This is a genomic window from Paraflavitalea pollutisoli (assembly GCF_029360705.1).
Taxonomy (GTDB): Bacteria; Bacteroidota; Bacteroidia; order Chitinophagales; family Chitinophagaceae; genus Paraflavitalea; species Paraflavitalea pollutisoli.
Genome location: NZ_JARKMX010000008.1, coordinates 1,343,230 through 1,367,845, shown reverse-complemented (window position 1 = coordinate 1,367,845; position 24,616 = coordinate 1,343,230). Strand labels below are relative to the sequence as shown.

General features: G+C 51.9%; 19 protein-coding genes. 13 read left to right on the top strand and 6 right to left on the bottom strand.

Going from position 1 to position 24,616, the window contains the following annotated elements:
• Positions 1-54 precede the first annotated feature (54 nt).
• The 8 genes from P2W70_RS19240 to P2W70_RS19205 all read left to right on the top strand — a co-directional run bounded on the left by P2W70_RS19240 (position 55) and on the right by P2W70_RS19205 (position 12,600).
• Positions 55-2,310 carry a GH92 family glycosyl hydrolase gene (locus P2W70_RS19240; RefSeq protein ID WP_276483138.1) on the top strand — a complete coding sequence of 752 codons (2,256 nt, stop codon included), beginning with the start codon at positions 55-57 and terminating at the stop codon, positions 2,308-2,310.
• A gap of 146 nt (positions 2,311-2,456) precedes the next feature.
• The gene (locus P2W70_RS19235) at positions 2,457-5,600 is read left to right on the top strand and encodes a SusC/RagA family TonB-linked outer membrane protein (protein WP_276483137.1); all 3,144 of its coding nucleotides are present in this window, start codon (positions 2,457-2,459) and stop codon (positions 5,598-5,600) included.
• A gap of 11 nt (positions 5,601-5,611) precedes the next feature.
• On the top strand, positions 5,612-7,504 hold the full coding sequence (locus P2W70_RS19230) for a RagB/SusD family nutrient uptake outer membrane protein (protein ID WP_276483136.1): 1,893 nt from the start codon (positions 5,612-5,614) through the stop codon (positions 7,502-7,504).
• Between the two features lie 21 nt (positions 7,505-7,525).
• On the top strand, positions 7,526-8,209 hold the full coding sequence (locus P2W70_RS19225) for a DUF3823 domain-containing protein (protein ID WP_276483135.1): 684 nt from the start codon (positions 7,526-7,528) through the stop codon (positions 8,207-8,209).
• 110 nt (positions 8,210-8,319) lie between these two features.
• Positions 8,320-9,654: a glycoside hydrolase family 99 protein gene (locus P2W70_RS19220; protein WP_276483134.1), complete on the top strand. Its 1,335-nt coding sequence runs from the start codon at positions 8,320-8,322 to the stop codon at positions 9,652-9,654.
• Positions 9,655-9,755: 101 nt separating this feature from the next.
• Positions 9,756-11,024, top strand: a complete 1,269-nt coding sequence (locus P2W70_RS19215; protein WP_276483133.1) for a glycoside hydrolase family 99 protein — start codon at positions 9,756-9,758, stop codon at positions 11,022-11,024.
• A 25-nt stretch (positions 11,025-11,049) separates the two neighbouring features.
• Positions 11,050-12,135: an FUSC family protein gene (locus tag P2W70_RS19210; RefSeq protein WP_276483132.1), complete on the top strand. Its 1,086-nt coding sequence runs from the start codon at positions 11,050-11,052 to the stop codon at positions 12,133-12,135.
• Positions 12,136-12,186: 51 nt separating this feature from the next.
• Positions 12,187-12,600 carry a DUF1801 domain-containing protein gene (locus P2W70_RS19205; RefSeq protein ID WP_276483131.1) on the top strand — a complete coding sequence of 138 codons (414 nt, stop codon included), beginning with the start codon at positions 12,187-12,189 and terminating at the stop codon, positions 12,598-12,600.
• Position 12,601: 1 nt separating this feature from the next.
• Here P2W70_RS19205 and P2W70_RS19200 read toward each other — a convergent pair whose 3' ends face one another.
• Positions 12,602-13,240 (bottom strand): VOC family protein, encoded by a 639-nt coding sequence (locus tag P2W70_RS19200; protein ID WP_276483130.1) that lies wholly within the window; start codon positions 13,238-13,240, stop codon positions 12,602-12,604.
• Positions 13,241-13,377: 137 nt separating this feature from the next.
• Between P2W70_RS19200 and P2W70_RS19195 the strand changes: the two genes are divergently transcribed.
• Positions 13,378-13,995 (top strand): hypothetical protein, encoded by a 618-nt coding sequence (locus tag P2W70_RS19195; RefSeq protein ID WP_276483129.1) that lies wholly within the window; start codon positions 13,378-13,380, stop codon positions 13,993-13,995.
• Positions 13,996-14,000: 5 nt separating this feature from the next.
• Here the strand turns inward: P2W70_RS19195 and P2W70_RS19190 are convergent, their stop codons facing one another.
• Entirely contained in the window at positions 14,001-15,158 is a 1,158-nt protein-coding gene (locus tag P2W70_RS19190; protein ID WP_276483128.1) for a TlpA family protein disulfide reductase, read from the bottom strand.
• Positions 15,159-15,330: 172 nt separating this feature from the next.
• Between P2W70_RS19190 and P2W70_RS19185 the strand changes: the two genes are divergently transcribed.
• Positions 15,331-16,122: an MBL fold metallo-hydrolase gene (locus tag P2W70_RS19185; protein WP_276483127.1), complete on the top strand. Its 792-nt coding sequence runs from the start codon at positions 15,331-15,333 to the stop codon at positions 16,120-16,122.
• Positions 16,123-16,260: 138 nt separating this feature from the next.
• Complete coding sequence (locus tag P2W70_RS19180) at positions 16,261-16,887, top strand: hypothetical protein (RefSeq protein WP_276483126.1); 627 nt, start codon at positions 16,261-16,263, stop codon at positions 16,885-16,887.
• Positions 16,888-16,957: 70 nt separating this feature from the next.
• Here P2W70_RS19180 and P2W70_RS19175 read toward each other — a convergent pair whose 3' ends face one another.
• Together P2W70_RS19175 and P2W70_RS19170 are read right to left on the bottom strand one after the other, a co-directional pair.
• Complete coding sequence (locus P2W70_RS19175; protein WP_276483125.1) at positions 16,958-18,091, bottom strand: lipase family protein; 1,134 nt, start codon at positions 18,089-18,091, stop codon at positions 16,958-16,960.
• A 141-nt stretch (positions 18,092-18,232) separates the two neighbouring features.
• Positions 18,233-20,752: an FAD-dependent oxidoreductase gene (locus tag P2W70_RS19170; RefSeq protein ID WP_276483124.1), complete on the bottom strand. Its 2,520-nt coding sequence runs from the start codon at positions 20,750-20,752 to the stop codon at positions 18,233-18,235.
• Between the two features lie 163 nt (positions 20,753-20,915).
• Between P2W70_RS19170 and P2W70_RS19165 the strand changes: the two genes are divergently transcribed.
• Complete coding sequence (locus tag P2W70_RS19165; RefSeq protein ID WP_276483123.1) at positions 20,916-21,677, top strand: ABC transporter ATP-binding protein; 762 nt, start codon at positions 20,916-20,918, stop codon at positions 21,675-21,677.
• Positions 21,678-21,729: 52 nt separating this feature from the next.
• Complete coding sequence (locus P2W70_RS19160; protein WP_276483122.1) at positions 21,730-22,251, top strand: YfiT family bacillithiol transferase; 522 nt, start codon at positions 21,730-21,732, stop codon at positions 22,249-22,251.
• Between the two features lie 94 nt (positions 22,252-22,345).
• Here P2W70_RS19160 and P2W70_RS19155 read toward each other — a convergent pair whose 3' ends face one another.
• Positions 22,346-23,188, bottom strand: coding sequence for a ferritin-like domain-containing protein (locus tag P2W70_RS19155; protein WP_276483121.1), 843 nt, complete (start codon positions 23,186-23,188; stop codon positions 22,346-22,348).
• A 12-nt stretch (positions 23,189-23,200) separates the two neighbouring features.
• A complete protein-coding gene (locus tag P2W70_RS19150) occupies positions 23,201-23,896 on the bottom strand; it encodes a ferritin-like domain-containing protein (RefSeq protein WP_276483120.1) in 696 nt (231 codons plus the stop codon).
• Positions 23,897-24,616 lie beyond the last annotated feature (720 nt).

The window sequence follows — 24,616 nt, the reverse complement described above, 5'->3', positions numbered from 1 at the left end:
TCTCTTCGGGCTTTCTTGCAGGTAGAAATTTCAACGAAACTGTTTGCCTGCAATATGAAAAAGCTACTGCTATGGGCATTGCTAATCAGCCCCGCATCGACTTTATTGGCGCGTCAGCCGGCCCGGTCCGTCCGTCCCGAACCCGCGAAGTCCGTCCTTGATTATGTGGACCCCACCATCGGATCGGTGGGGCATCTATTGGAGCCCACCCGACCCACCATCCAGTTGCCCAACCAGATGATCCGGGTAGCCCCCCAACGAAAAGACTACCTTGATAATCAGATCGCCAGTTTCCCCCTCAACATCGTCTCGCACCGGCTGGGGCAGGTATTTGCCATCAAACCCAGCGTAAAACCCGTTACCGCCCAAAGCTGGCAGGCTCGCTATACCTGGGATCATGACCTCGAAGTCAACCATCCCTGGCATTATAGCACCTGGCTGCTCGATGACGAAATAGGGGTGGAGTTCACCCCCGGCCGTAAAACAGGCATCTACCGGTTCCGTTTTCCCCCATCGGCCCATAAGGCCATCCTGCTTGATGGGTACAATGGCGACGAAGGTCAATACCATTTTTCCAGCACCACAGAGGTCACTGGCTACGAAACCTGGCATGGTGACATAAAAGTATATCTCTATGGCACCTGGTCGGTGCCCGGTAAACCCGGTACCCTGGCCAACGGCCAGTTACAGACCAGCCAGACCGTTACCGGCAAAGGCGCCAAAGCCTGGATCAGTTTTCCTGCCACGACCAACGAGGTGGAGTTGCGCTATGCCCTCAGCTACGTCAGCGCCGAACAGGCCAGGCTGAACTATGCAGCAGAATTGACTGGCAAAAGCTTTACGACAATCGTGGCCCAGGCCCGCAAAGCCTGGGAAACCGACATCGGTCAAATACAGGTAGCGGGCGGTACCGAAGCCCAGAAGCGTTCCTTTTACACCGCGCTGTACCGTTGTTACGAACGCATGGTGGATATAACCGAAGGAGGCTGTTATTACAGTGGCTACAACAAACAGGTCAACAAAGACCAGCGTCCTTTTTATGTAGATGACTGGGCCTGGGATACCTACCTCGCACACCACCCCCTGCGGATGATCCTGAACCCGAAGCAGGAAGAAGACATGCTGCAATCGTATGTACGCATGTATGAGCAAAGCGGCTGGATGCCCACCTTCCCGGTACTGTTCGGCGATCATGCCTGCATGAATGGATTTCATTCCTCCGTCGTTTTTCTCGATGCCTGGCGCAAAGGGCTGCGCAATTTCGATATACAGAAAGCCTATGCGGGCATGCGCAAAAATGCGACCGATGCTACCATCATTCCCTGGCGCAACGGACCCAAAACTGCCCTGGACGATTTCTACCACAGCAAGGGCTATTTTCCCGCCCTGTCGCCGGGTGAAAAAGAAACGGAGCCCCTGGTGGATAACTTCGAAAAGCGGCAGGCCGTAGCCGTTACCCTGGGCACCAGCTACGACGACTGGGCACTGGCGCAACTCGCCAAAGACCTGGGCAAGCAGGCAGACTATGAGCTGTTCACGCCCCGCGGACAGAACTATCGTAACCTGTGGCATCCGGAGAAAAAGTTCTTCTTGCCCAAAGACAAGCACGGCAACTGGATCAACATCGATCTCAAGTTTGACGGTGGTCCCGGTGGTCGTGATTACTACGATGAGAACAACGGCTATACCTATCTCTGGCAGGTACAGCAGGATATACCCGATCTGATACGGCTCATGGGCGGTCGGCAGACCTTTGAAGAGCGGCTCGATCAACTCTTCCGCGAGGGGCTGGGCCGTGGCAAACATGAGTTTTGGAACAAGTTTCCCGACGCCACCGGCCTTGTTGGCCAATTCTCCATGGGCAATGAGCCCAGCTTCCACATTCCGTGGTTGTATAACTACACCGCTTCTCCCTGGAAAACACAAAAGGCCGTGCGTTTCCTGCTCGATGTATGGTTCAAAGACAATGTATTTGGTATTCCCGGTGATGAAGATGGGGGTGGCATGACGGCATTCGTCGTATTTGCCTCCATGGGTTTTTATCCCGTTACACCGGGACAGCCGCTGTACACCATTGGCAGCCCATTGTTCAGCAAGGTGGCGATCCAGCTGCAAAATGGCAAACAGTTCAGGCTTACGGCCAACAACAGCAGCGTTCAAAACAAATACATACAAAGCGCGAAGATGAACGGCATCGCCCTGAATACACCCTGGTTCACACATGATCAACTCATGAACGGTGGCCACCTGGAGTTGGAAATGGGGCCGAAGCCGAACAAGCGATGGGGCACTGCCACCGCAGGATTCTAACGATCAACGAACTATTTATTTCAAACACCAAAACGATGCTATCCATGAACAATGCCAGCTTTTACCCGCCATGACACCCATTCGGTACAACGACCAAAACCTTCATCAATTAAACAATTAACTGAATTATGAAACGACTGTCTTGCATGCTACTCATAATGCTTTGCGCGTTGCCCGGTTGGGTCGTCGCACAGCAGAAGACCCTGAGCGGGAAGGTCACCGACGCAGCCCGGAAACCATTGCCCGGTGTAACCGTAGCCGTACGAACCACCAATGGCACCGCGCCTGGTACCGATGCCTATACATCGGCAGCGACCACCAATGCCGAAGGTGCTTTTTCCATTACCGTTCCGGCAACCGCCACTGAACTCATATTTTCTTTTGTGGGAAAGAAAGATCTGGTCGAAAAGATCGGCACCCGCACCATCTTCGAAGTGACCCTCGCTGATTCAGACGACCAGTTGTCGGATGTAGTGGTGGTAGGATACGGTACGCGGAAGAAAGAAACACTGACCGGTTCCGTCAGCAATATCAGCAACAAGGATATCCAAACGACGACCAACGTCAGCCTGGCGCAAAAACTCCAGGGTAAGGTGGCGGGTCTCCAGATCCGCCAGCTGGGTGGCGAGCCCGGCACCTTCGAAAACATGATCAACCTGCGGGGTTTTGGAACACCGCTGTTTGTGATCGATGGTATCGTGCGCGATGGTTCCGGCGAGTTCCAGCGCCTCAATGCGGATGATATCGAAAGTGTCTCCTTCCTGAAAGATGCCTCTGCCGCAATCTATGGTTTTGGCTCTTCCAATGGTGTCGTGATCGTGACCACCAAGAAAGGAGCAAGAGGCCGTGCTACCTTCAACTATACCGGCGTCGTGGGTTTTTCACAACCTACTGATGTTCCCCGCATGGCCAGCGCCTCTGAATGGATGCAGATGCGCAACGATGCTGCTCTGCTGGCTACCGGCGCTCCTTTTGTGTCTAAAGAAGAATTGCAGAAATGGATCGATGGTGCTCCCGGTTATGAAAGCACTGATTGGTACGATGTTGCCATGAAGAAAACCGCTATCCAGCAACAACACAATATCAGCACCTCTGGTGGTAATGAAAAGACGCAGTATTATATCGGTCTGGCTTATGTAGATGAGAACAGCTACCTGCGCAGCAATGATATGAACTACAAGCGGTACAATTTCCGCTCTAACATTACGACCGAACTGGTGAAAAACCTGAAAGCAGAAGTGCTCATCGGTGGCCGCTACGACAAGCGCACCACACCGGGTGAAAACTTCTTCAATATCTTCAAGGGTACCCGTGTGACGTTGCCCACAGAACGTCCTTACGCCAACAACAATCCTGAATACCCGGCTGTAGTATCGCCCTCCAACCAGAATCCGCTGGCCCTCTCCAATGCCAACCTGACTGGTTACAGCGAAACGGTCAACCGCAATGTGCAATCAACCTTCTCGTTGATCTATGACGTGCCTTTTGTAAAAGGCCTGTCACTGAAGGGTACGGCGGCGTATGACCTCAACAGCTACCAGGGCAAGGATGTGTCCAAGCCGTACAAGCTCTATACCTATGTCAATAACGAATATGTACTGTCGCCCCAGCGGGTGGGCACCGGTGGTATTTCGAATGGCTATGGCAACAGCAACCGCTTCGTGGTGATTGCGCAGGCCAACTACGCTACTACCATTGCCAACAAACACAACGTGTCGGGCCTGGCAGCCTTCGAGCAACGGCAGGACTGGGGGCGCAATGCCGACCTGAGAAGGCTGTATGATTTTTATACCATCGATCAGATCAACGCGGCCAGCGCCAACAATATGACCAACTCCGGCGGTGAAGGTCAATCATCTTCGCAAGCCGTACTGGGCCGTTTCAACTACGATTACGATAAGAAATACCTGTTGGAAGTCGCCTTCCGGTACATGGGTACGTTCGCATATCCGCCCGAAACCCGTTGGGGCTTTTTCCCCATCATCTCTGGTGGGTGGAGACTGTCGGAAGAGAACTTCATGAAGAATGTCAGCTTCATCTCCAACCTCAAACTGCGTGGTTCTTATGGTGAGGTCGGCGAGCAGGCGGGTGGTCCCTTCCAGTGGATACAGGGTTTCCCGCTGGGCGGTGGCGGACAGTATGAGTTTGAGAACGGCGCAGGCACCGCGGGTGCTTCGGCCCCTGGACTCGTCAATCCTTTGCTGACCTGGGTGACTGCTAAAACGACAGACATTGGTATCGAACTGGGCTTGTTCAACAACCGGCTCACGTTTGAAGGTGCGGTGTATCGTCGTGACAGAACAGGTATACCCGCTTTGCGCAACCTGTCATTGCCCAACACCTTTGGTACTTCGCTGGCACAGGAAAACCTCAACAGTGATCGTACACAGGGTATCGAGTTTACCATTGGCTATAATGATCGCGTAGGTAAGGATTTCCGGTTCGGCGTCTCTGGTAACTTCAACTTTGCCCGTTCTCAGAATTTGTATGTGGAAAGAGGCCCTTTCCAAAGCAGCTGGGATCGTTGGAAAAATGGTAATGCTTACCGTTATGACGACATCATCTGGTCTTATACTTATCTCGGACAATTCCAGAACCCCGATGATATTGCCAGCTATCCGCTGCAAAATGGTGACCAGGCCAATATCCGTGAGTTGCCCGGCGATTTTAAATATGCCGATATCAACAACGATGGGATGATCGACGACAAGGATATGTTGCCCATGTACCTCGGTGCCAATGGTAGCAACGACAACCAGAACCCACGCGGTAAGAACCCCAAGATCAATTTTGGCCTTACCCTCAATGCTTCTTACAAGGGTTTTGACCTGAACATGCTGATACAAGGCGCTGCGATGTATACAGTACGTTTCAGCGAAGTATATGCAGAGGTGATGGCTTTCCGCGGTAATACACCGGCTTATTTCTTTGATCGCTGGCACCTGTCGGACCCGTATGATGCGAAGAGCCAGTGGATACCCGGTAAATGGCCTGCTTCCCGTTTCAATGGAGATGTGGGCAGCATGTACAAGGAGAGCTCTGTCTGGCGCAAAGATGCTTCTTATGCACGCCTCAAGAGCCTGGAGCTGGGTTATACCTTCCCCATCGAATGGTTCAGCGGCAGCGGCATCCGTAAGTTGCGCCTCTATGCCAGCGGCTTCAACCTCTTCACCATTGCTGATCCGTTCGTGAAGGCCTTTGACCCCGAAAGACTGGAAGGTCTCTTCAATGCGGGCTTCAACTATCCTTTGTCGAAGATCTACAACGTAGGCATCAACCTTAACTTCTAAAAGCGCTTGCAATGAAACTGACACATTACAAATACATCATACTGGCGGCAGCCTTATCAGCTACAGGTTGTAGCAAGGTGTTGGACCTGCAGCCAACCGATAAACTGACGGCGGATGCCATCTTCGGCGATCCGGCCGGTGTTAAGGTCTATATGGCCAATCTCTATTATCAATTGCCGATCGAGGATTTTGCTTTCTTCCGCGGCGGCTTCAACCAAAATGGTGGTGACCCTAATAACGGTGGCTTTAGCGCTGCCATGGGTACCGATGAAGCGGTACATACCGAATTCGGTGACTTTATCGGCGACGGCGATTTCCATTGGTGGGACCAGGGGTACAAGCTCATCCGCGATGTGAACCTGCTCATCGATTACATTCCATCGCTGAAGATCCGCGACGACGAAAAAGCAGCGCTGACCGGCGAAAGTGCTTTTATCAAAGCCTTTGCTTATTATGCCCTGGCCAAACGTTATGGTGGCGTGAGCCTCATGAAGAAATCGCAGGTGTATACCGGTGATGCGGAAGCCCTGAAAGTACCCCGCAGCACGGAAAAGGAAACCTGGGATTATGTGATGGAACAATGTGATATCGCCATCAACAACCTGGGTACTGCTAAAAGCCGTCGTGCTTCTAAGTGGACTGCTTATGCACTGAAAGCTCGTGCTGCTTTGCATGCTGCTTCAATTGCCAAATTCGGTAACCGCATTACGCTCGACGGCGATGCCGTAGCACAGAAACTGGTAGGTGTGGACGCAGGCGCTGCCAACGGTTATTACAAAGCAGCGGCGGATGCTGCCAAGGCCATCATCGATGGCGGTGGTTACTCCCTCTTCAGGCCCAGCCCGGCCACACCGGCAGAAGCGGCAGAAAACTACCGCACGTTGTTTCAGAGCCCCAATGATGCAGCCAGCTCCGAAGCTATTATGATCAAAGGATTCACCCTGCCGGGTGCCAACCAGGGACATAATTATGATATCTGGTACCAACCGGCCCAGGTGGCCAATGGCTGGCCGCACCCGGGTCGTATGAACCCCACACTCGACCTGGTCGATCAGTATGAAAGTTATACTACGCCAGGACAGGCATCGCCGGTCAATACCCGGGTGGATGGCAATGTGACCGACTACAATGGGTTCAACAGCGGCACGGCTTATCGCCAGTTCGACAATCCCAACGAGATCTTCAAGGATAAAGATGCCCGTTTGTGGGGTACAACGATCCTCCCCGGTACTGTGTGGAAGAATACCAATATCGTGATACAGGCGGGTTATGTAAAGCCTGATGGCAATGCGGTGATCCGTACCAAAGACCAGATTACCATTGCGGGCACCACCTACCATACGTATGGTGCAGCTGATGTGACCATGTATTCCGGTTTCGATACCTACGGCGGTAACAACACCCGTTCTGGCTTCTCTTTCAAGAAGTTCATGAACCAGAACAACCCTATTGTGCCCGGCTGGAACCAGAGTACTACAGACTGGCTCGAGTTTCGCTATGCGGAGGTATTGCTGATCTATGCTGAAGCAGTAGCTGAAAGCGGACAGGGCGACGCGGCACTGGCGGCCAAATGCATCAACGATCTGCGCAAGCGTGCCGGTCATACCACCACTATTGCGCTCACGGCGGAGAATGTACAGCGGGAGAGAAGGGTGGAGCTGGCTTTCGAGAACAAGCGTATCTGGGACCTGATCCGTCGCCGGGAATTCCATACTGAGTTCAATAACCGCTTTTTGCACACGTTGTTGCCTTTGCAGGACCTGCGTGCATTACCGGCCAAGAAGTACATCTTCGTACGGGTGAATACGCCCAACACCAATCCCAAAACCTTTCAAACCAAATCCTATTACCGGTATATTCCAGGTGTTGGCTCGAATGGTTTGGTGCAGAATCCCCAGTATTAATATCTCCGTTAAAACATTTATATGAAAAAGTTACAGATCATACTACTGGCTTCGGTGATCGCGCTGGTATCCTGTAAAAAGGATAACTATGATGCGCCCAGTGCAGGCCTTTCGGGTAAGTTTATCGACGAGGCGACCAACGAGCAGGTGCAAATGGACATCATCCGCGGTACGCGCATAGAGTTTATCGAGCACGGGTACGAGAATCCGCAATCGCAATTCATGGTGCTCAAGAACGATGGTTCTTATGCCAATACGCTGATGTTTGCCAATGCTTATACCATCAAGATCAGCGAGCCCAATTTTATTCCCATCGCGCCTCAAGACATCGAGATCAAGGGTCAAACTACGCTCGATTTCAAGGTGACACCCTATATCCGGGTAAAGGATGCCAGCATCGTGAAGAATGGCAACAAGATCGTCGCCACCTTCAAGCTGCAGCAAAACGTGATCAACAATGTACAGAAGATTGGCTTGTATGCCCATGCTGACTCACGGGTGGGAGAGACGATGCGGCTGGTGGCCAGTGAGCAGAATTTGAACGCCGTGACCGATCCCAATCATGTATACACCCTGGAGATCGACCTGCCTTCGAATAGTGGTCAGTTGAAGCCCGGCAACAACTATCATTTCCGCATTGGTGCCCTCATCGGCATCGGCGGTTCCAAACCCAATTATGCGCCGGCTGTGAAGCTGGGCGTTTAGATCCGCTGGCCAGGTCGCTCTGGACAGCGCATGTGCAGGAAGGAAGGGGCTGGCTCCTGGCAGTGGGGCCAGCCCTGGAATTCTGCACGGGTCACTAAAAACTTGATCATATGAGATTCATTGCAACACTAATCGCGTTACCTGCTTTGTGGGTGGTGATCTGTTGCTCCAAAAAGAATGGAGGCGACAATCCCAACCCACCCGGTCCGCCGGACCCTCCCGTACAGGAAGTGGTGTATGATGAAACCGGTTGCCTGTACACGTCGTATAATAAGCTCGTGATGGCGGGCTACCAGGGATGGTTTGCTGCGCAGGGCGACGCCTCCGAAAGAGGCTGGTATCATTACCAGAACGGACAGTGCGGCGGTTTTTTGCCGGGCTGCTCGGCAGTTGATTTCTGGCCGGATATGAAGGAGTATACGAAGACCTATCCGTCGCCGTTTCAGTTTGCCGATGGGAAAAACGCTCCTTTGTACAGCCCTTACGACGAAGAAACGGTAGACCTGCATTTTAAGTGGATGAAGGACTATGGCATTGATGGGGTATTTATGCAGCGGTTTGTCGCGGAGATCAAACCCTCCAACGCAAAAGGCAAACGGCACTTCAATAAAGTATTGGAGAATGCCTTGAAGGCGGCAAAGAAATACAGCCGTGCGATCTGCGTGATGTATGACCTCAGTGGCTGCAGCCCCGAAGATGTAGCCTACCTCGAGCAGGATTGGAACGAGTTGCAGATCTTGTTCGCCCTGTTCGACAACAAGCAGCATCCTACCTACCTGCGGCACAACAAGAAGCCGTTGGTGGTGATCTGGGGGGTAGGGTTCAATGACAACCGCCGGTACACAACCGCTGATGTCGACAAGCTGGTCGATAAGATCAAAGGACCCTCCAAGAAAGTGTCGGTGATGCTGGGTGTACCTTATTACTGGCGCAGCCTTTCGAAGGACACGGAAACATCGCCTGCTTTGCACACGCTGATCAAGAAAAGTGACATCGTGATGCCCTGGGCGGTGGGCCGGTACAACAATGATAACTATAACAACGTCGCTGGTGGTGAACTGGCGGGCGATATACAATGGTGCAATACCAACAAGATCACGTATGTGCCGCTGGTGTTTCCTGGCTTTAGCTGGGGCAACCTGCGCATGGATCCCGCTCAATACAATTCCATACCGCGGCTGAAGGGTGAATTCCTCTGGCGGCAGGTAGCTGGTGCGAAGATCAGCGGGGCGCAAAGCCTCTATGTGGCCATGTTTGACGAGATCGACGAAGGTACGGCCATCTACAAATGTGCCCGCGAAGCGGACCTGCCTTTACACGGTAGCCGCAAGTTCATTGGTATTGAAAATGAACTGGCCTCCGATTATTATTTGTGGCTGACGGGTGAAGCCGGCAAATGGGTGCATGGCGCTACCAGCTACAGTGCTACCAAACCGACCCGATAAAGAATTTTCCATAATGCAAGTGAACATTCCAACCCCGGTTTGTGTCCACCTACCGGGCTTGAATGTTATTCAACTCCAACAGACCATTCCAACTCATGACAATGAAATCATTCTACTGGCTGATGCTGGTATTAAGTGCAGCTTCCATTGGGCAGGCACAAACCAAACACCACCAGCAATCAAAGTATCCTACTTACAAAGGATTGGTAATGGCCGGTTACCAGGGCTGGTTCCGGGCCCAGGGTGACGGCACGGGTGCCCGTCGCTTTGCTTATGGCAACGAAGAACGTTCTGGTATCGATATGTGGCCGGATGTAACTGAATATGACAAGACCTATGAAACGCCGTGGAAACTGGCCAATGGACAGCCGGCGAAGTTCTTCAGCAGTCATGATAAAAGTACGGTAGACGTTCATTTCAAATGGATGCAGCAGTATGGGGTGGATGGCGTATTCATGCAACGCTTCTTTGGCAATGCCAAGGGAAGGGATACGGTGTCGGCTACCATTCTGAAGCATGCTTTCGAATCTGCCTCCAAATACGGCCGGGCCATTGCGATGATGTATGACCTGTCGGGCCTACGTGGTTCGGGTGAAGATTGCAGTGCGTTGATCGAGGACTGGAAATACCTGGTCGACCAGTTGAAAGTCACCAACCAGGCGGGGCAGAAAACCTATTTGCAACACAACGGAAAGCCGGTGGTGGCGATCTGGGGCGTGGGTTTTCCCGACCGGCCTTACAGTATCCGTAATATCGGGCTGGACCGGCTGATCGATTTCCTCCAAAACGATCCGGTATATGGTGGTTGTGCGGTGATGATCGGGGTGCCGGCTTTCTGGCGCACGCTCAATGCCGATTGTCTGCCCGATCCTTATTTGCACACGCTGATCAGGCAATGTGATATCGTGTTGCCCTGGAATGTGCAGCGGTACAGTCCGCTGTTGCACAACGATATGGATCGGTTCCGCGATAATACGATCGCCGACATTGAATGGTGCCGTCAAAATAAGGTGGATTACGTGCCCTGTGTGTATCCGGGATTTAGCTGGCACAACCTGAGCAAGTACGAGTTTCCGGATGATGTGAAGCCGGTGGCGTCGATACCGCGGCAGGGCGGCAGGTTCTACTGGCAGCAGATCGCTACGGCCATCAATGCCGGCGCTTCCATGTTGTATGTGGCTATGTTTGACGAAGTCAACGAGGCGACCGCGATCTTTAAAACGACGGATACACCACCCGTGAGTAAGGTTACTTCTTTCATCGGTAACGACGGCAAACCTTCAGACCATTACTTATGGCTGACGGGTGAAGCGGCCAGGATGCTGCGTGGGGAGAAGGCATTGACGCTGAAGATGCCGGAGCGGAAGTAGCATTTTTCCTACCTTTGTTGCCTGCATGAAGGTATCTATCTCCCAGGCGATCGAGCGAGAATGGAAGGCGTTGTTTCAATTGAAGAAGACAGAACGCTTGTGGCATATTCCTGTGCTGGCCTCGCTTTGTGTAGGCATTCCGTTGCTGGCAGGTGTTTACTTCGACAAACTCAATTATGGTATTATAGCCTCCACCGGAGGATTGGTGATCCTTTACCTGCCGGGTGGAACTGTGGCAACCCGGATGATCACGCTTATTGCCTGTTCATTCGGGTTTATGGTTGCTATGGCGATTTCCTTGTGTTTTAGTTTCAATCCCTGGATGGCCAGTATCGCCTTAGGTTGTTTTGCCTTTGCGGTGCATTGGGTCAAGATGTATTTTCACATGAAGCCACCTGGTAGTTTCTTCTTCATCATGATCGCTTCCATTGGCAGTTGTATGAAGTTTGACCTGTCGGCGATCCCCACCCGGGTCGGGCTTATCGGTATGGGTACCATGTTGGCTTGCATCCTCGCTTTCTTTTATAGCCTGTATATCACGCGTGTCTACCCGCCCAAGCCGGAGACGCCTGTCGAGCCAAAGAAGTATATGGACGTAGTGGAGTCGATCATTGTCGGCGTGTTTATGGTCTTGTCGATATTGGTAGGTCATCTGCTTCACTTGAACTTTCCCTATTGGTTGCCCATCTCCTGTGCAGCTGTGATGCAGGGCGTCAGTTTGCAACATGTATGGCAGCGTAGCTTTCACCGTATCCTGGGCACATTCGTCGGTTTGGGTTTTGCCTGGCTGTTGCTGCAGTTGCATATGACGCCGCTCAATATCTGCCTCAGTATACTGGTTTTGCAGTTTATCATTGAAGTACTGGTGGTGCGACACTATGCGCTGGCCGTAATATTCATAACTCCGCTCACTCTCTTTCTTGCAGAGGCGGGCGGCTCCCTAATCGACTCACCCAATCAACTCATTACGCTTCGTTTCCTTGACATCACGTTGGGTAGTCTTATTGGTGCCCTGGGTGGCTGGGTGCTCTACCACGAACAATTGTATTATCATGCTTCGCGCCAGTTGCGGCGTACGAAATATGTATTGACGCGTATGCGCAAGAAGTAAACGCCCTAAAAACATTTGATGAGACATCGGCTGTTTATTATCTTGGGGGTTATGGCAAAAGCAGCTAAAAAGATAGCCTACACAACAGTCGATGAATTTATTCAGGCCCAGGAAGGGAGTGTAGTCAACACTTTAAAGGCCTTGCGGAAACTGCTGCTGAGTATCAAGGGGGTAGGGGAGCAGGTGAAATGGAATTCCCCCGCCTATTACTACACGGGTGAGATGAAAGCTTTCGATGCCAAAGATTATAAAAGGGATCTTGCCGTGGTCAATCTAAACAGGAAAGAATATGTACTACTGGTATTTCCTACGGGTGCCCGTATTAAGGACCCCAGCGGGTTGCTGGAAGGTGATTACTCGGATGGTCGACGGATGGTGAAAATCGTCGACGTACAGGACCTGAAGGCGAAAGAGAAGGCCTTACTTCAGATCGTGAAAGAGTGGCTGAAAGGCGTCCAGAAGTAGGTTACTCCACAAACCGGTAGCTCGCATGGGTATCGTAGTCGATGCCGTGTTTTTTCTTTAGTTCCTGAATATACGCATGTGTTTTCTTCGTGTGAGGGCTGGCAACTCCTTTGTCCTCCCCCAATACTTCGAAAGTGTGCAGTAGGGTTTCTTCCAGGCAACTGCCGATGGTCATGCCCTTGTGCTCTGCCAGGTCGGCCAGTAGGGCCGCTAACCTTTTTTCCAGTCGAACCGGTACTTCTACTCTTTCGATAGGTAGGGCCGGTGTCTTCAATTGTATATAGTGACCAAAGGATAACTTGTTGCCCCAGGGATCACGGATGGCATAGTCGCGCAATTCGTAGGGCCGGTCTCCCGGTGGAAACAAGATGTCGACGCCCTGGCTTTGATGGTAGCCATACAATTCATCTGCGTCGTTGACGACGAAATACACCGAGTTGTCGGCTGGAGTTCCTTCGTACAGGTGCACGGACACCTTGCCCAGGTTTACCCCGGCGATTTCCGGTGGTTCGCCCCAGGTAAAGACATGGGTGAAGCCAAGTTTGCCGACATAAAATTCCACGGCCTGTGGAATGTTATTCACGATGAGTAAAGGAATCAGTCGTTCGCAATCCGTTTGTGGCACTGGTAATGTTGACATATACCCGCTTTTTCTAAAGGTAACAAATGTGCCCGAGCCTGACGAACAGGAGGGAGCGGCGACTTGCATTTTTAATAAATTCAGGACAAGCGGTGCGCGGACTATGATATATCCCGTTCGCTTGCTAACTTGCTGATATGTACGAACTGCCACCATCTATTACCGCCCCCGCTTATTTTACCGCATTGTCTTTTTCGTATATCGAAACTTTTTCGATAGGGCGTAGTCTGGCGGCTATTGAAAAGCAGGCAGCCTTCAAGGCGGAATACAAGGAACTCATGCAGAAGCGGATCAGGCGCATCAGTTTTACCAGTAAGGACGAAAAAAGGATCTGGGAGGTTGAATCCCTGATGAACTCTTTGTACAGTCTCTATGATGTGCATGGCGGGATTAATTATGCTGCGGAAAGAACCCATACGTTCAATGGCAACCATGTGCGTACAGCGGAATTGCTGCATGCCCTGCAAATACCGGTGCTGGACATTCCGTATTATATGTGCGCTCCTATTTACCGGGATGGCGTTGTATTTTACGATGTCGATGGAAATGTCGTTTCCATGTTGAGTGTTTGCCTCTCCTGTTATCAGCTGCAAATCGCCGATGGGCGATCCATCGACGCGGATTGTGCGACCTATGACCACCTTAAAAAGTTTTTTATTGACCTCGGGCACGAGGTGGAGCATCCGGATGTGTCTGGTGGTGAATCTATCCGGTCGTTTATGCGGGACGGCAGCGCGGCTGATGACACGCCATAGCCTATTTATTCAGCCAGGGCCTTCGTGATGGCCTCCTGCAGGGCGACTTCAATAAAACCGGCCTGTACGTAGCTGACGGTGCCTTTCCGGTCGATCAGTACGTAATGGGGAATGCCAGCCGCTTTGAATTGCTTTTCAATGTCACCATTGCTCATCAATTGCCGGAAGGCAATTTTGCGGATCGTTAATAATCGACGGGCTGCTTCGGTTTGCGACGTATCCGTGAGTATGCCTACCACTTCCAGTCCCTTGCTTTTGTATTTTTCCTGTATGGCATTGACCTTGGGCAGCGACTCGATGCAAGGCGCGCACCAAACCGCCCAGAAATCGAGCAAGATCACTTTGCCGGCCATCGATGCCAAAGAGGTTTCACCACCATGAAGGCCGGTCAGTTGAAAGGCTGGTGCTGGCTTGCCCAGCAAAGTCAGGTAAGCAGGCTTTTCCTCTTTCGGTTGTTGTAAGGTGTAACCCTCCAGGAACTGCTTGTTTGCCAGGTTATCAGGTTGACGCACGTTTTCGCCAAAGGAAATCGACAGTAATTGACGGGTGATCACCTGGCGCTTGCCCAGGGTAGACTGGTGCCAGTAAGACCGCACTGGTAGCAGGGCTCTTTTGTCGATGTAGAATAGCTTATATCGTTGGGAGACATCGTATGCTTCCAGATCGGGGTAGTCGAGCCGTAGGATATAACAAGAGTCGTTGGTAGTCACGCTGGCGCTGTGGTGGCCTGTGGTATCCAGGTTCACCAGTTCTGGAAATAATACCTGGCCACCCGGATGTCCTGTAATGAACTTGCCAGGTCGCATGTCAACAGCGTAGGTTTTAGTGTCGGTATTGATGTAAAATGCCTTTCCGCCGGTATAGACCAATTGAGATGGGAGGTCGGTTCGCTGCCCGCGGAAGGAGAAGCCAAATAGTTTGTCTGCCGGGTCCACGCTAATATCACAAAAGCCACTCAGGTTGCGCACCGTTCCGTCTACAAAGGTGTCTACCATCCGAACGGTGTAAGCCAGCCGGTTCAATTGGCTTTGTTGTTGTAGTACCTGTGTTATGAGTTGTTGTGGGTTGGTGATGTCCTGTGCCTGGGTGCAATAGGACGCGAGTAGTCCAAGGCTGATCAACCATGTTCTCAACAGGAAGTACGGTGCCTGAAAAATGGTCATGGGCATGATGGGTTTTGTATAAGAGGAGGCAATCGTCGAAAGGTTGGAATCCGGTTGCCGGATTTTTTTACTGCGAGGCGCCGTAGAATATACATTTTTTCCCCCGATCTATCAATTGAAGCTTACCAGCGGGTCTGCTACCTTTAGCAGCAACCGCCAACAACCTTCCTACATGAATGTTTCTATTACGCACATCGATACCGCCTGTATCCTGATCGATATCAATGGGTTTACCATCATGACCGACCCCACGCTCGACCTGGCAGGCAACACCTATTACCACGGCTATGGCGCCGTGTCGCGTAAAACAGATGATCCAGCCCTGCCGCCCGGCGCCCTCAGTAACATCGACCTGGTACTGCTCAGCCATCACCAGCACAAAGACAACTTGGATACCAACGGGAAGGCTTTTCTCGATACCACGACTGCGCCGATCCTGTCGACAACAAAGGCCGCCCGGGACTTGCCACGCGTGACCGGGTTGGCCAACTGGCAAACCATTGCCATCGATACACCCAAGGTCAAAGGCCTGCGCATTACGGCTACGCCGGCGCAACACCATCCCTGGTGGATACCGGCATTTATATCCGGTCCTGTTATCGGTTTCGTGATCGAATACGACGGCCAGGAAAACGGTGTGATCTATATTTCTGGGGATACCGTTTACTTCAAGGGTATTGAAGAGGTGGCGCAGCGCTATACCATCGATATTGCCATCCTGCACGCCGGCGGTGTACAGTTCCGTTACCTTACCGGGGCGGGTATTTATACGATGAACAGCGATCACCTCCTGCGTTCCATCAAAGTGCTTGAACCGCGCAAGATCCTGCCCATACACGTCAGGGGTTGGACGCACTTCAAGGAAAAGGAATCCACCCTGCACCGTGCCATCCACAACAACCCGTTCATCGCGCCCCGGACCATCTTCCTGCGGTCGGGCGAACCTGTCATGATTGCGAACTAGGCAATAAACGAACACGTGCCAGTCCGAAAACGAACAGTAGGATCGTTTATGGAATTTTTAACGAACTGAATCATATGCGATTAACACTGGGCATGTATTTTGGTGCCCGTTCAATAAACCACCTCCAACAATCGCACTATGAACCAGCAATCCTTTCGACCGTTGTTCGTCGTCTTAGGCGCACTATTTTCCTTTGTATTGTTATTACCTGGCACCGCCGATGCACAGGGAAAAGCCACCGGGTTCAAGCTGCCCACGCCGGCAGGCTATACTACCGAAGAGTTTCCGTTGCCACCTGATTTTGCTCCCTTATTTACTTACAAAGGGTTTGAGGAGATCCGCTTCCATCCTGGCTGGGGCGATAGTACCAGCAAAGGTTATTGGAGTTATGTGTACCTGTGGTGGCTCGATGGGGCGCCGGCGATTACCACTCAGGCCCTCACCACCAACCTCTCCGCATATTACGATGGACTGGTAGGGCGCAACATCAAAAGCAGGAGCATACCGGCTTCCAAAGTAGTGGGGACCGTCGTGGCGATCAAACCCGCCAAGACGGCTCAGCATGATAAAGCCACTTTTTCGGGCACCATTGCCATGCTCGACTACATGATTAAAAAGCCCATGACGCTCCATGCCATCATCCACGTAAAGGATGCCGGCAAATCGGGTAAAACGGCCGTGATCATCGAGGTGTCACCGGCGGCTCCCGGTAGCCCGGTCTGGAAAGAACTGGACCAGGTGCCGGATGGCTTTACGGCTTTCTGATCAAATAGTTTATTGATACCTGTGATCGCCCGCGGCCGCCCGTGGGCGATTGCATTTTCCTGCGCCTTCCTTAGTATTGCCGCGTCACCAGTTGATAATAAGACAATGGCATGTGGTGGAGAAATACATTTTTCCCATCAAAGACATGCGCTTTGTGGTAGGCCTCATCGGGCATCAGGATGATGGGGGTGCCGGCTCTCATGAAATTGCTGCCAGGGGCGTAGGCGGGCTGCTTCAGCTGGGGCAGTGTTTTGCGTACCTGCTTGTACACCATTTTGCCGAGGTATTTCTGGAACTTCTTTTGCGAACGCCTGGCCGTGCGTCTCATGGAATTGAAGGAGTGGTTGAGGTAGGTACGTGCTATCCAGGGCAGTTGTTTCAATGATGCGCTTACATTGACAAAGGGATTGACTTCGTTGAAATCATCCAGCGACTGCAGGCTGAACGGCGTTTCGGGTACCCAATCCAGCGCGTTGACAACTGTAAAGCTCCAGCCGACGCGCGTGATAAAATCATAGTCATACACGTAGGGCATATTGCCTGGTTTGGGTGCGGCACTGCTGTAGGTTTTATAGACGATATCCTTGGGCAAGGCACCGCTTTGGGTTTGGTAATGCAGCCAGGAGCGTGTCAGGATGGTCAGGGCGCCTCCCTGGCTATGTCCTACCACAATGAATTCTTTGATGCCTTGCTGGTACCAGGTTTTGATATGACTGGCAATATCGGGTGCCATATGGGCCAGGCCGACGAGCCAGCCTACGTGCACGGTAGCGGCGGGGCTTTCTGCCAGCTTGTACGTAAAGGTCGTGCTGTCGTTGATCTGCAGGGAGCCGGTGGCTGGTACGGTGGCGGCATAGAAGTTCTCAAGCCAGCTGGCGGTGGCGGCGACGGTGCCCCGCAAACTGATCACGCCTACTTTTTTGTCCTGGCGGATCCAGAGCTGCCACTGGTTCATCAGTCCAACCTCGGGCGATTTGTAAACAGACTTGTATTCCAAGGGGGCAGCGGACATCTCCTTCGCCAGGGCGGAATCCGTAATATGGCCTGCTATGCGCAGCATGTCGAGGTATTCGCGCTTGTCAAAGCCGGGCTTGAGGTAGGATTGAGCACAAACCCGGGAAATCAGGCCCGACAGGAGCAGCAGTGTAGCCAGCAATAGGGCACGGCGAATGACCAGGGTGCAAAGAGTAAGGGATCGCAGCATAAGGACGAGCATTTACATAAAACTATCGAATATTCAAGACAGGCCCCAGCACCATGCGGTCCGATTTTGCCCGGATTTATGCAGCAGCCGCCTAATCCTGGCTGTATCAGTGGTAATCGTCTGTGCGTTCATTGGGTGCTGTCATTCCGTGGGCACCAGGTCCATGGCAGCCCAGTTGCCGCTGGACGACCGTAACGTGTGGTAGAGGAGGCCTCCGATCGTCTGGGCATATACATGCAATTCATTGTATCGTGTATCCAGTATCACCGATATTCCGGTAAACTCTACCACGCGTTGCCAGGCAGGGGTGCCCTTTATGATCTCGGACTGTATATTGACCGGGTTGTAGTTCCAGTTGCCATTGGGCGGCTGTTCCATGTACCACAGGTCTGCCTGTGTGCTAGTATCCACGATGACGATACGCGCTACTGCAGAGCTGTCTGTAGCGCAGGCAATATGTTTTGCGCCGGTAACCGGCAGGTTAGGAAAATGGGCATGCAAAGCGTCCAATGCCTTTGTGTACATCTTTTCGTTATTGCTGTATTCCACGACTTTCGAATAGCGATACCATATTGTACCACCGGCCTCCAACACGAATGCGTGCAAAGCGTCGCGATACCTGGTGGAGCATTGGGCCATTTCGGTATACTCGTTGGGTATATTGACCCACTCATTGCCGTTCCCCCCGATCCATTGGCCATTCATTTCCGAAATGACGACCAGGGTATTGTTGCTGGTAACGATGGATGTCATCCGGTCCGTTTCACTGGCATCGTCAACCTGACAAGACATCCAGCGGATGGGTGATTTGGCATGCTGCAGAAAGTAGTCGACGAGTGATGTTAGTTTGGGTGCAGAGGATTGTTCATTCCAGGCCACCTCCCATACTTTACCGGTCGTATCGAGCAATAGCATTTTTTGGTGACGGCTGTTCGACTCTCTGGAGGAGGCCGCTATGAGTTGTTTGGTGGCTGGGATCTTATCCGATAGGGGGATTGGTGTGGGGTGGCTGTCCCATTGTCCGTTGGTGCAGGTGATTTTCATCATCGCTCCTGCCTGGTTGGTCATAAACACCTGCTGCTGCCTGTTATTTGTATCGTTGCACACGATTGCGGCGAATGAGGTAAGGCCATAAAGGGGAATGCCCATTTCGAATTGAAGGAGATTGGCAGGGTCGTATTTGGTTTTGATCGTTTGCAGCCTATTCAGGTTGTCTGCATAATAGTGTTTCAACCATTGCAACCTGCCGGCGATGGTTTTGATATCGGCCCCCCTGTCCATGTCTTTGTCGGGGAAGTTGAGAAAGGCGCCTTCTATCAGGGGGATGAGCGTTTGCTGATCGGTGAGGGCCAGGTGATCCCTGAAATCGGCGACCCATTGTATGGCGGGGTTGCTGATAGCGGGGTCAAGTGAATCCCACCAGACCTGCATTTGCATCAGGAAGGGTTTGTCGCGATAGGGGAATGCGGTGTCGTTGGAGCCAATCTCACTGATCTTGCCGCCCATGCTTTGCAGGTTGATGTACTTGCTTACACCGGCGACAAAGACGGAACGGTTCAGTATATAGTCGGTCAGTTGATCACTTAAGCGATCCCAGTTGCCGGTGTCGATGGGAAAGCAGGAAGATATCTTGTGGGGGCGTTTTTGCCCGCCACAGGTGATGGCAGGATCGCTGGTCTGTTTGGTCGACAGGTTTTCGATGAATTGTCTTACCGGTGTAATGGCTGGTGTGAGGAAACCGCTCAGGAAGTCGTTCACATCGTTTTCTGTTCCGTACAATACACTGGCCATGACAGCGGTCTCTGCTTTGGGGTCGTTGATGTCGGCCACTACATTGAGGCGCATGCTGCAGGTGATGCTGGGTATCAGCCTGGTTTTCGCAGCATCGGTGTAAAATCTTGCATCCAGGTCGGACAGCCGGCCAGTAAACAAGGCCAGCCAACGGTCCACCGCCGGCTTCATATTGCCGGGCGACCAGGCCAGGATAAATTGCCAGGTTGTTGTCGTGATCGGATACAGCTGTACCCGGTATTGGGATACTACGCCAAAATTGCCGCCTCCGCCTCCCTGCAGCGCCCAGAATAAATCACTGTATTCGTTATGGGCAGTGGCGGATACCGTTTGCCCGTTGGGCAATACGACGATGGCTTCTACCAGGCAATCGCAAGTGAGTCCATACATTCTGCTGGAGAATCCCCAGCCGCCCCCCGGCAACAGCCCGCCGATGTGTACCGACTCGCAGGTGCCACCGGGAAATATAAGTCCGGCGGCAGTTACTTCCTGGTATACCGTACCCGGCATCCTGTCATCTCCCAACTGTTTGCCCGCGGGTATCCAGGCGGTATGATCGGGTAGGAACCGGATCGGTCCATTCATCTTCGATACGTCGATGACCATTGCATCGTTGGCGGAGCTCATGCCTTCGTGGTGGTGGCCTCCCGACCGGATGCGTATGGCTACGCCATTGCTGGCGGCATAGCGTAGACAAAATGCAATATGTTCTTCGGTTTGGCAAAAAGCAATCGCGCATGGCTTCAGGTCGAAACGGGCATTGCAGATGGCGCGCGACGCATCGTAGGAGGAATCGGCAGGAAGTACAACTTCCAGTGCAGGCTTGAAATTGCTGGCGGTGGCTTGCTGTTTAAGGTTTTCGCAACTCATTGGTTTTGATTAGTGGTGTGGGAATATGGCATCTATCTTTGCGTGGAGAGGCTGCTGTGGGGTTGCTATCCTTTAAAAGTCAGGTTTTCTGTTGATAGTAAAATGGGTGTTATCACCCTCTTTATTCATTTTCCTTACCTTGTGCCCCAAATCGCGACCACACATGAGTAAGGTGATCATCTCGGTTAACAACCTGGTAAAGCATTATGGCCAATTCGAAGCGGTGAAAGGCATTAGCTTCGACGTACTGGAAGGTGAGATATTTGGTTTGCTAGGTCCCAACGGTGCCGGCAAATCCACGACCCTCGAGATCATCGAAACCCTCCGGGACAAAACGGCCGGCCAGATCACCGTCGACGGGCTGGACCTGGACCGGCAACCCAACGAGATCAAAAAGATCATCGGGGTGCAGCTGCAGACTTCGGGCTTCTATCCGGGCCTCAACCTGATGGAGCTGATCGATCTGTTTGCTGGTCTGTACAACCGTACCGTCGATGCCCGTGAACTGCTCAAAAGCGTGAACCTCGAAGACAAAGCCAAGAACAAATACAAAGAGCTGAGCGGTGGGCAAAAACAGCGGTTCTCCATTGCTACGACCCTCATCAACCAGCCCCGCATCATCTTTCTGGATGAACCTACGACCGGCCTCGACCCGCAGGCCCGTCGCAACCTGTGGGACCTCATCCTGCATATCCGCCAGCAGGGTACTACCGTGATCATCACCACCCATTATATGGATGAAGCAGAGATCCTCTGCGACCGCATCGCCATCATCGATTCGGGCAAGATCATTGCCCTCGATACACCCGACAAACTGATCGATGACCTGGTGGCGACCGGTTTTGAACGTCCCAAAGAAGTAAAAAAAGCCAACCTGGAAGACGTGTTCATCAACCTCACCGGCCACAAACTGCGGGAAGGGTAGGTGTATCGCCCCGACAGCCACCATCATCATTACTATTTAAAACGCCGCCTATATGGATCTACGCTATCCCATTGGTCAATATGAACCGCAACCTTTTTCCGACAGACAGAAAAGGGAGTGGTTGCAGGATATTCAGTTTCTACCCGGCCTGATCGAGCAGGCCATCGAAAACCTCGATGAAAAGCAATTGGAAACGCCCTATCGGGATGGAGGGTGGACGATCAAGCAGGTGGTACACCATGTGCCGGACAGTCATATGAATGCGTATGCCCGTTTCAAACTGGGGCTTACGGAAGACAATCCCACTATCAAGCCCTACGATGAAGTGAAATGGGCCGAACTGCGGGATGTGGAAGTAGTGCCCATCAATATATCGATCACTTTGTTGTATGCGCTGCATACGCGCTGGCATGCTGCCATCCGTGATATCTCGAACGAAGCATGGAAGCGTACGGTGTACCATCCGGGTTCGCAAAAAGAAATGAGTCTCTGGTACCTGTTGGGCAGTTATGCCTGGCATGGCAAACACCATGTGGCGCACATTACTTCCCTGCGGGAAAGAAAGCGCTGGTAAAATACTGTATATAGCTGGAAAGGCCGGCCAGGATGTAGGTAGTCCTACAACCGGCCGGCCTTTCGTATTCGTCAACATCAGTCTGCAACAATCTTTATGCGATGAACGGATCGACGATCGCCAATACCTGTGTGTCAGTGAGGGGTTCGTCGAAGGCTTCTGTAGCTGCATCCACCGAAATACTCATACCGTTGATATTCGTTATGGTGATGCCTGCCTGTACGGCCAGGTCTTCTCCATTGTAGCTTGCCTGAACGGCTGCGCCGATACCGCCGGTGTCTTTGCCGGTGATCCAGGGTTTGATCGTCGTATTGCTCAGGAAATTCCGGCGCATGTAACGAATGTGTGCAGCATGTCTTGCTTCTACCGAATGGATCTGCAGGGCGGCTGTCAATACATCGTTGTTGGAGATCAATTCAGCTGCGCGACCTTTGTAGGCACGCACACCTGTATCTTCAAACGTTTGCGCTACGGCCAATAGTAAGCCGTAATCAGTGAATACAGCTTTGAACGGACCATTGCCACTGCCATTGCCGGCACTGAAGTCGAAGGTGGGCTTGGCAATGGGGGTACCACCACTGGCAGTAATGGCTGCTTTCAGGAAGGTTACGTGTGCATTTTCATGATCGCGGATGGTGGTGAAGGCTCCGGTGGGGGCTCCTGCGGGAACGATGCCGCTGGCTACTGCCTTGGTATAAAATTCGGCTTCCAGGTATTCCAGTGTCAGCGCGTATTGCAGCACTTCGAGGATGGTACCATTGGTGCCACGGCCGTAGGCTTTGCTGAACATACTGCCCAGCGCGAGGGGCACGGCACTCAGTGCCAGTTTGCCACCCAGCTTGGCGAATTGCTGGATCACTTTGCGGCGGGGATTCATCCTGTCATAGACTTCCGGGTCAACTTTTTCGATCTCCGTGATTACTTGTTGGATATTCATGGTGCCGTATTTTTAAGTGGTAGGTAAATTGTTTGCGTTGATCTTTGATTTGAGGAAGGACGATGCGGTCATCAATACATCTTTGGGAGCCTTAGCCAGATCGAGCCCATTGGCATCGATGACGGTGTTATCGGCGAAGCTGCCGTTGGAGATCAGGTCGCGGATCAGTGCGGCATGCCGGGCCTCTACCGAAACGATCTTGCCGGCCAGGAGGAGGTAGGCCGGATCGGTGATGAGTTTGCCGGCGCCATTGTACGCCGATACGCCCAGGTCTTCAAATGCTTTAGCGGTACCCAGTACACTGTCGCGACTGGCAAAGTTGATCGCTGCGAAGTTTACTTCGAGTGCCACGATCGCTTTGGAGCCCAGCGCATTCTTGAAGAATTCGCGGTGGGCAATCTCGTGATCCCGGATGTCTGTCAACAATTTCTTTTCGGTGTCAGTAATTCCACTGAAGGGGGAAGCGACTACCTGGGTGTAGAACGCTGCTTCTAATTGTTCCAGTGCATAAGCATAGTTCAATATGCCTATATCTCCACTGCCGAGATCGATGCCGTTGTTGTTGTTGTCTTTGTCTTTTTTACAAGAGTCTGCCACGGCGGCGATGGTGAGCAGGCCGGCTGTTTGTGCCAGGAACTTTCTGCGTCCCGCGGCTTTTGTGGAGGGGACATGCTGGTCCTCTGAAACGTTTGTGCTGATTAGTTTCATAAATTGTTTTTACAGGTTGAGACAATACTGATACAAGATGGTCACGGTGTAACCATCGAAAGGGCATAATGGACGCGTACAGGCTTACCCAGGCACAGAGGCCTTTTGTTCAGGACCGCCTTGAACTTTCCCATTACTATTCAACAACAATAAACAGGGGTAGACACGAAGTAGTGAACCGGACTTTATGCAACTGACCTTTTTAACCGGACCGGTGTATGGTTGTGAAGCCGTTGCTGAAATATATACGAAGTAAAAGTTTGTAAAAGTTTTAGTGCGCTTATAAATAGTTGGAACAAAATTTATAAGACGTCGAAGACTGCTTATAACCCGAAGGTAAATCGTATATGTGGATGATTGGGTGCAGTTTTTATTCGCTAATGCTTTATTGCAGGCAGCACCTGATGATAGTTTACTTGATGGTTGGCCATTGGCCATGCGTGTTGTGAGGTTATAGCTGCAGGGTGAGGAAGAAGTAAAGAAGTGCTACTTGCAGGTCGGCGTGTTGTGTTGATATGAAAAAAGGAAGGCCGGCAAAAGCCAGCCTTCGAAAGAGCCATTTTTTAGCTCCTGGGTAACACCACATGATCGATCAAGTGTATAATAAAAAGATTGTACTATCTATTGTTGCCAGGTTAACTGACTACGGCTATAAGCGGAGTTAATTTGGTAGCGTTAAAATAGGTACGTAAAAGGGTAGATGCTTGGATTTTATATTTT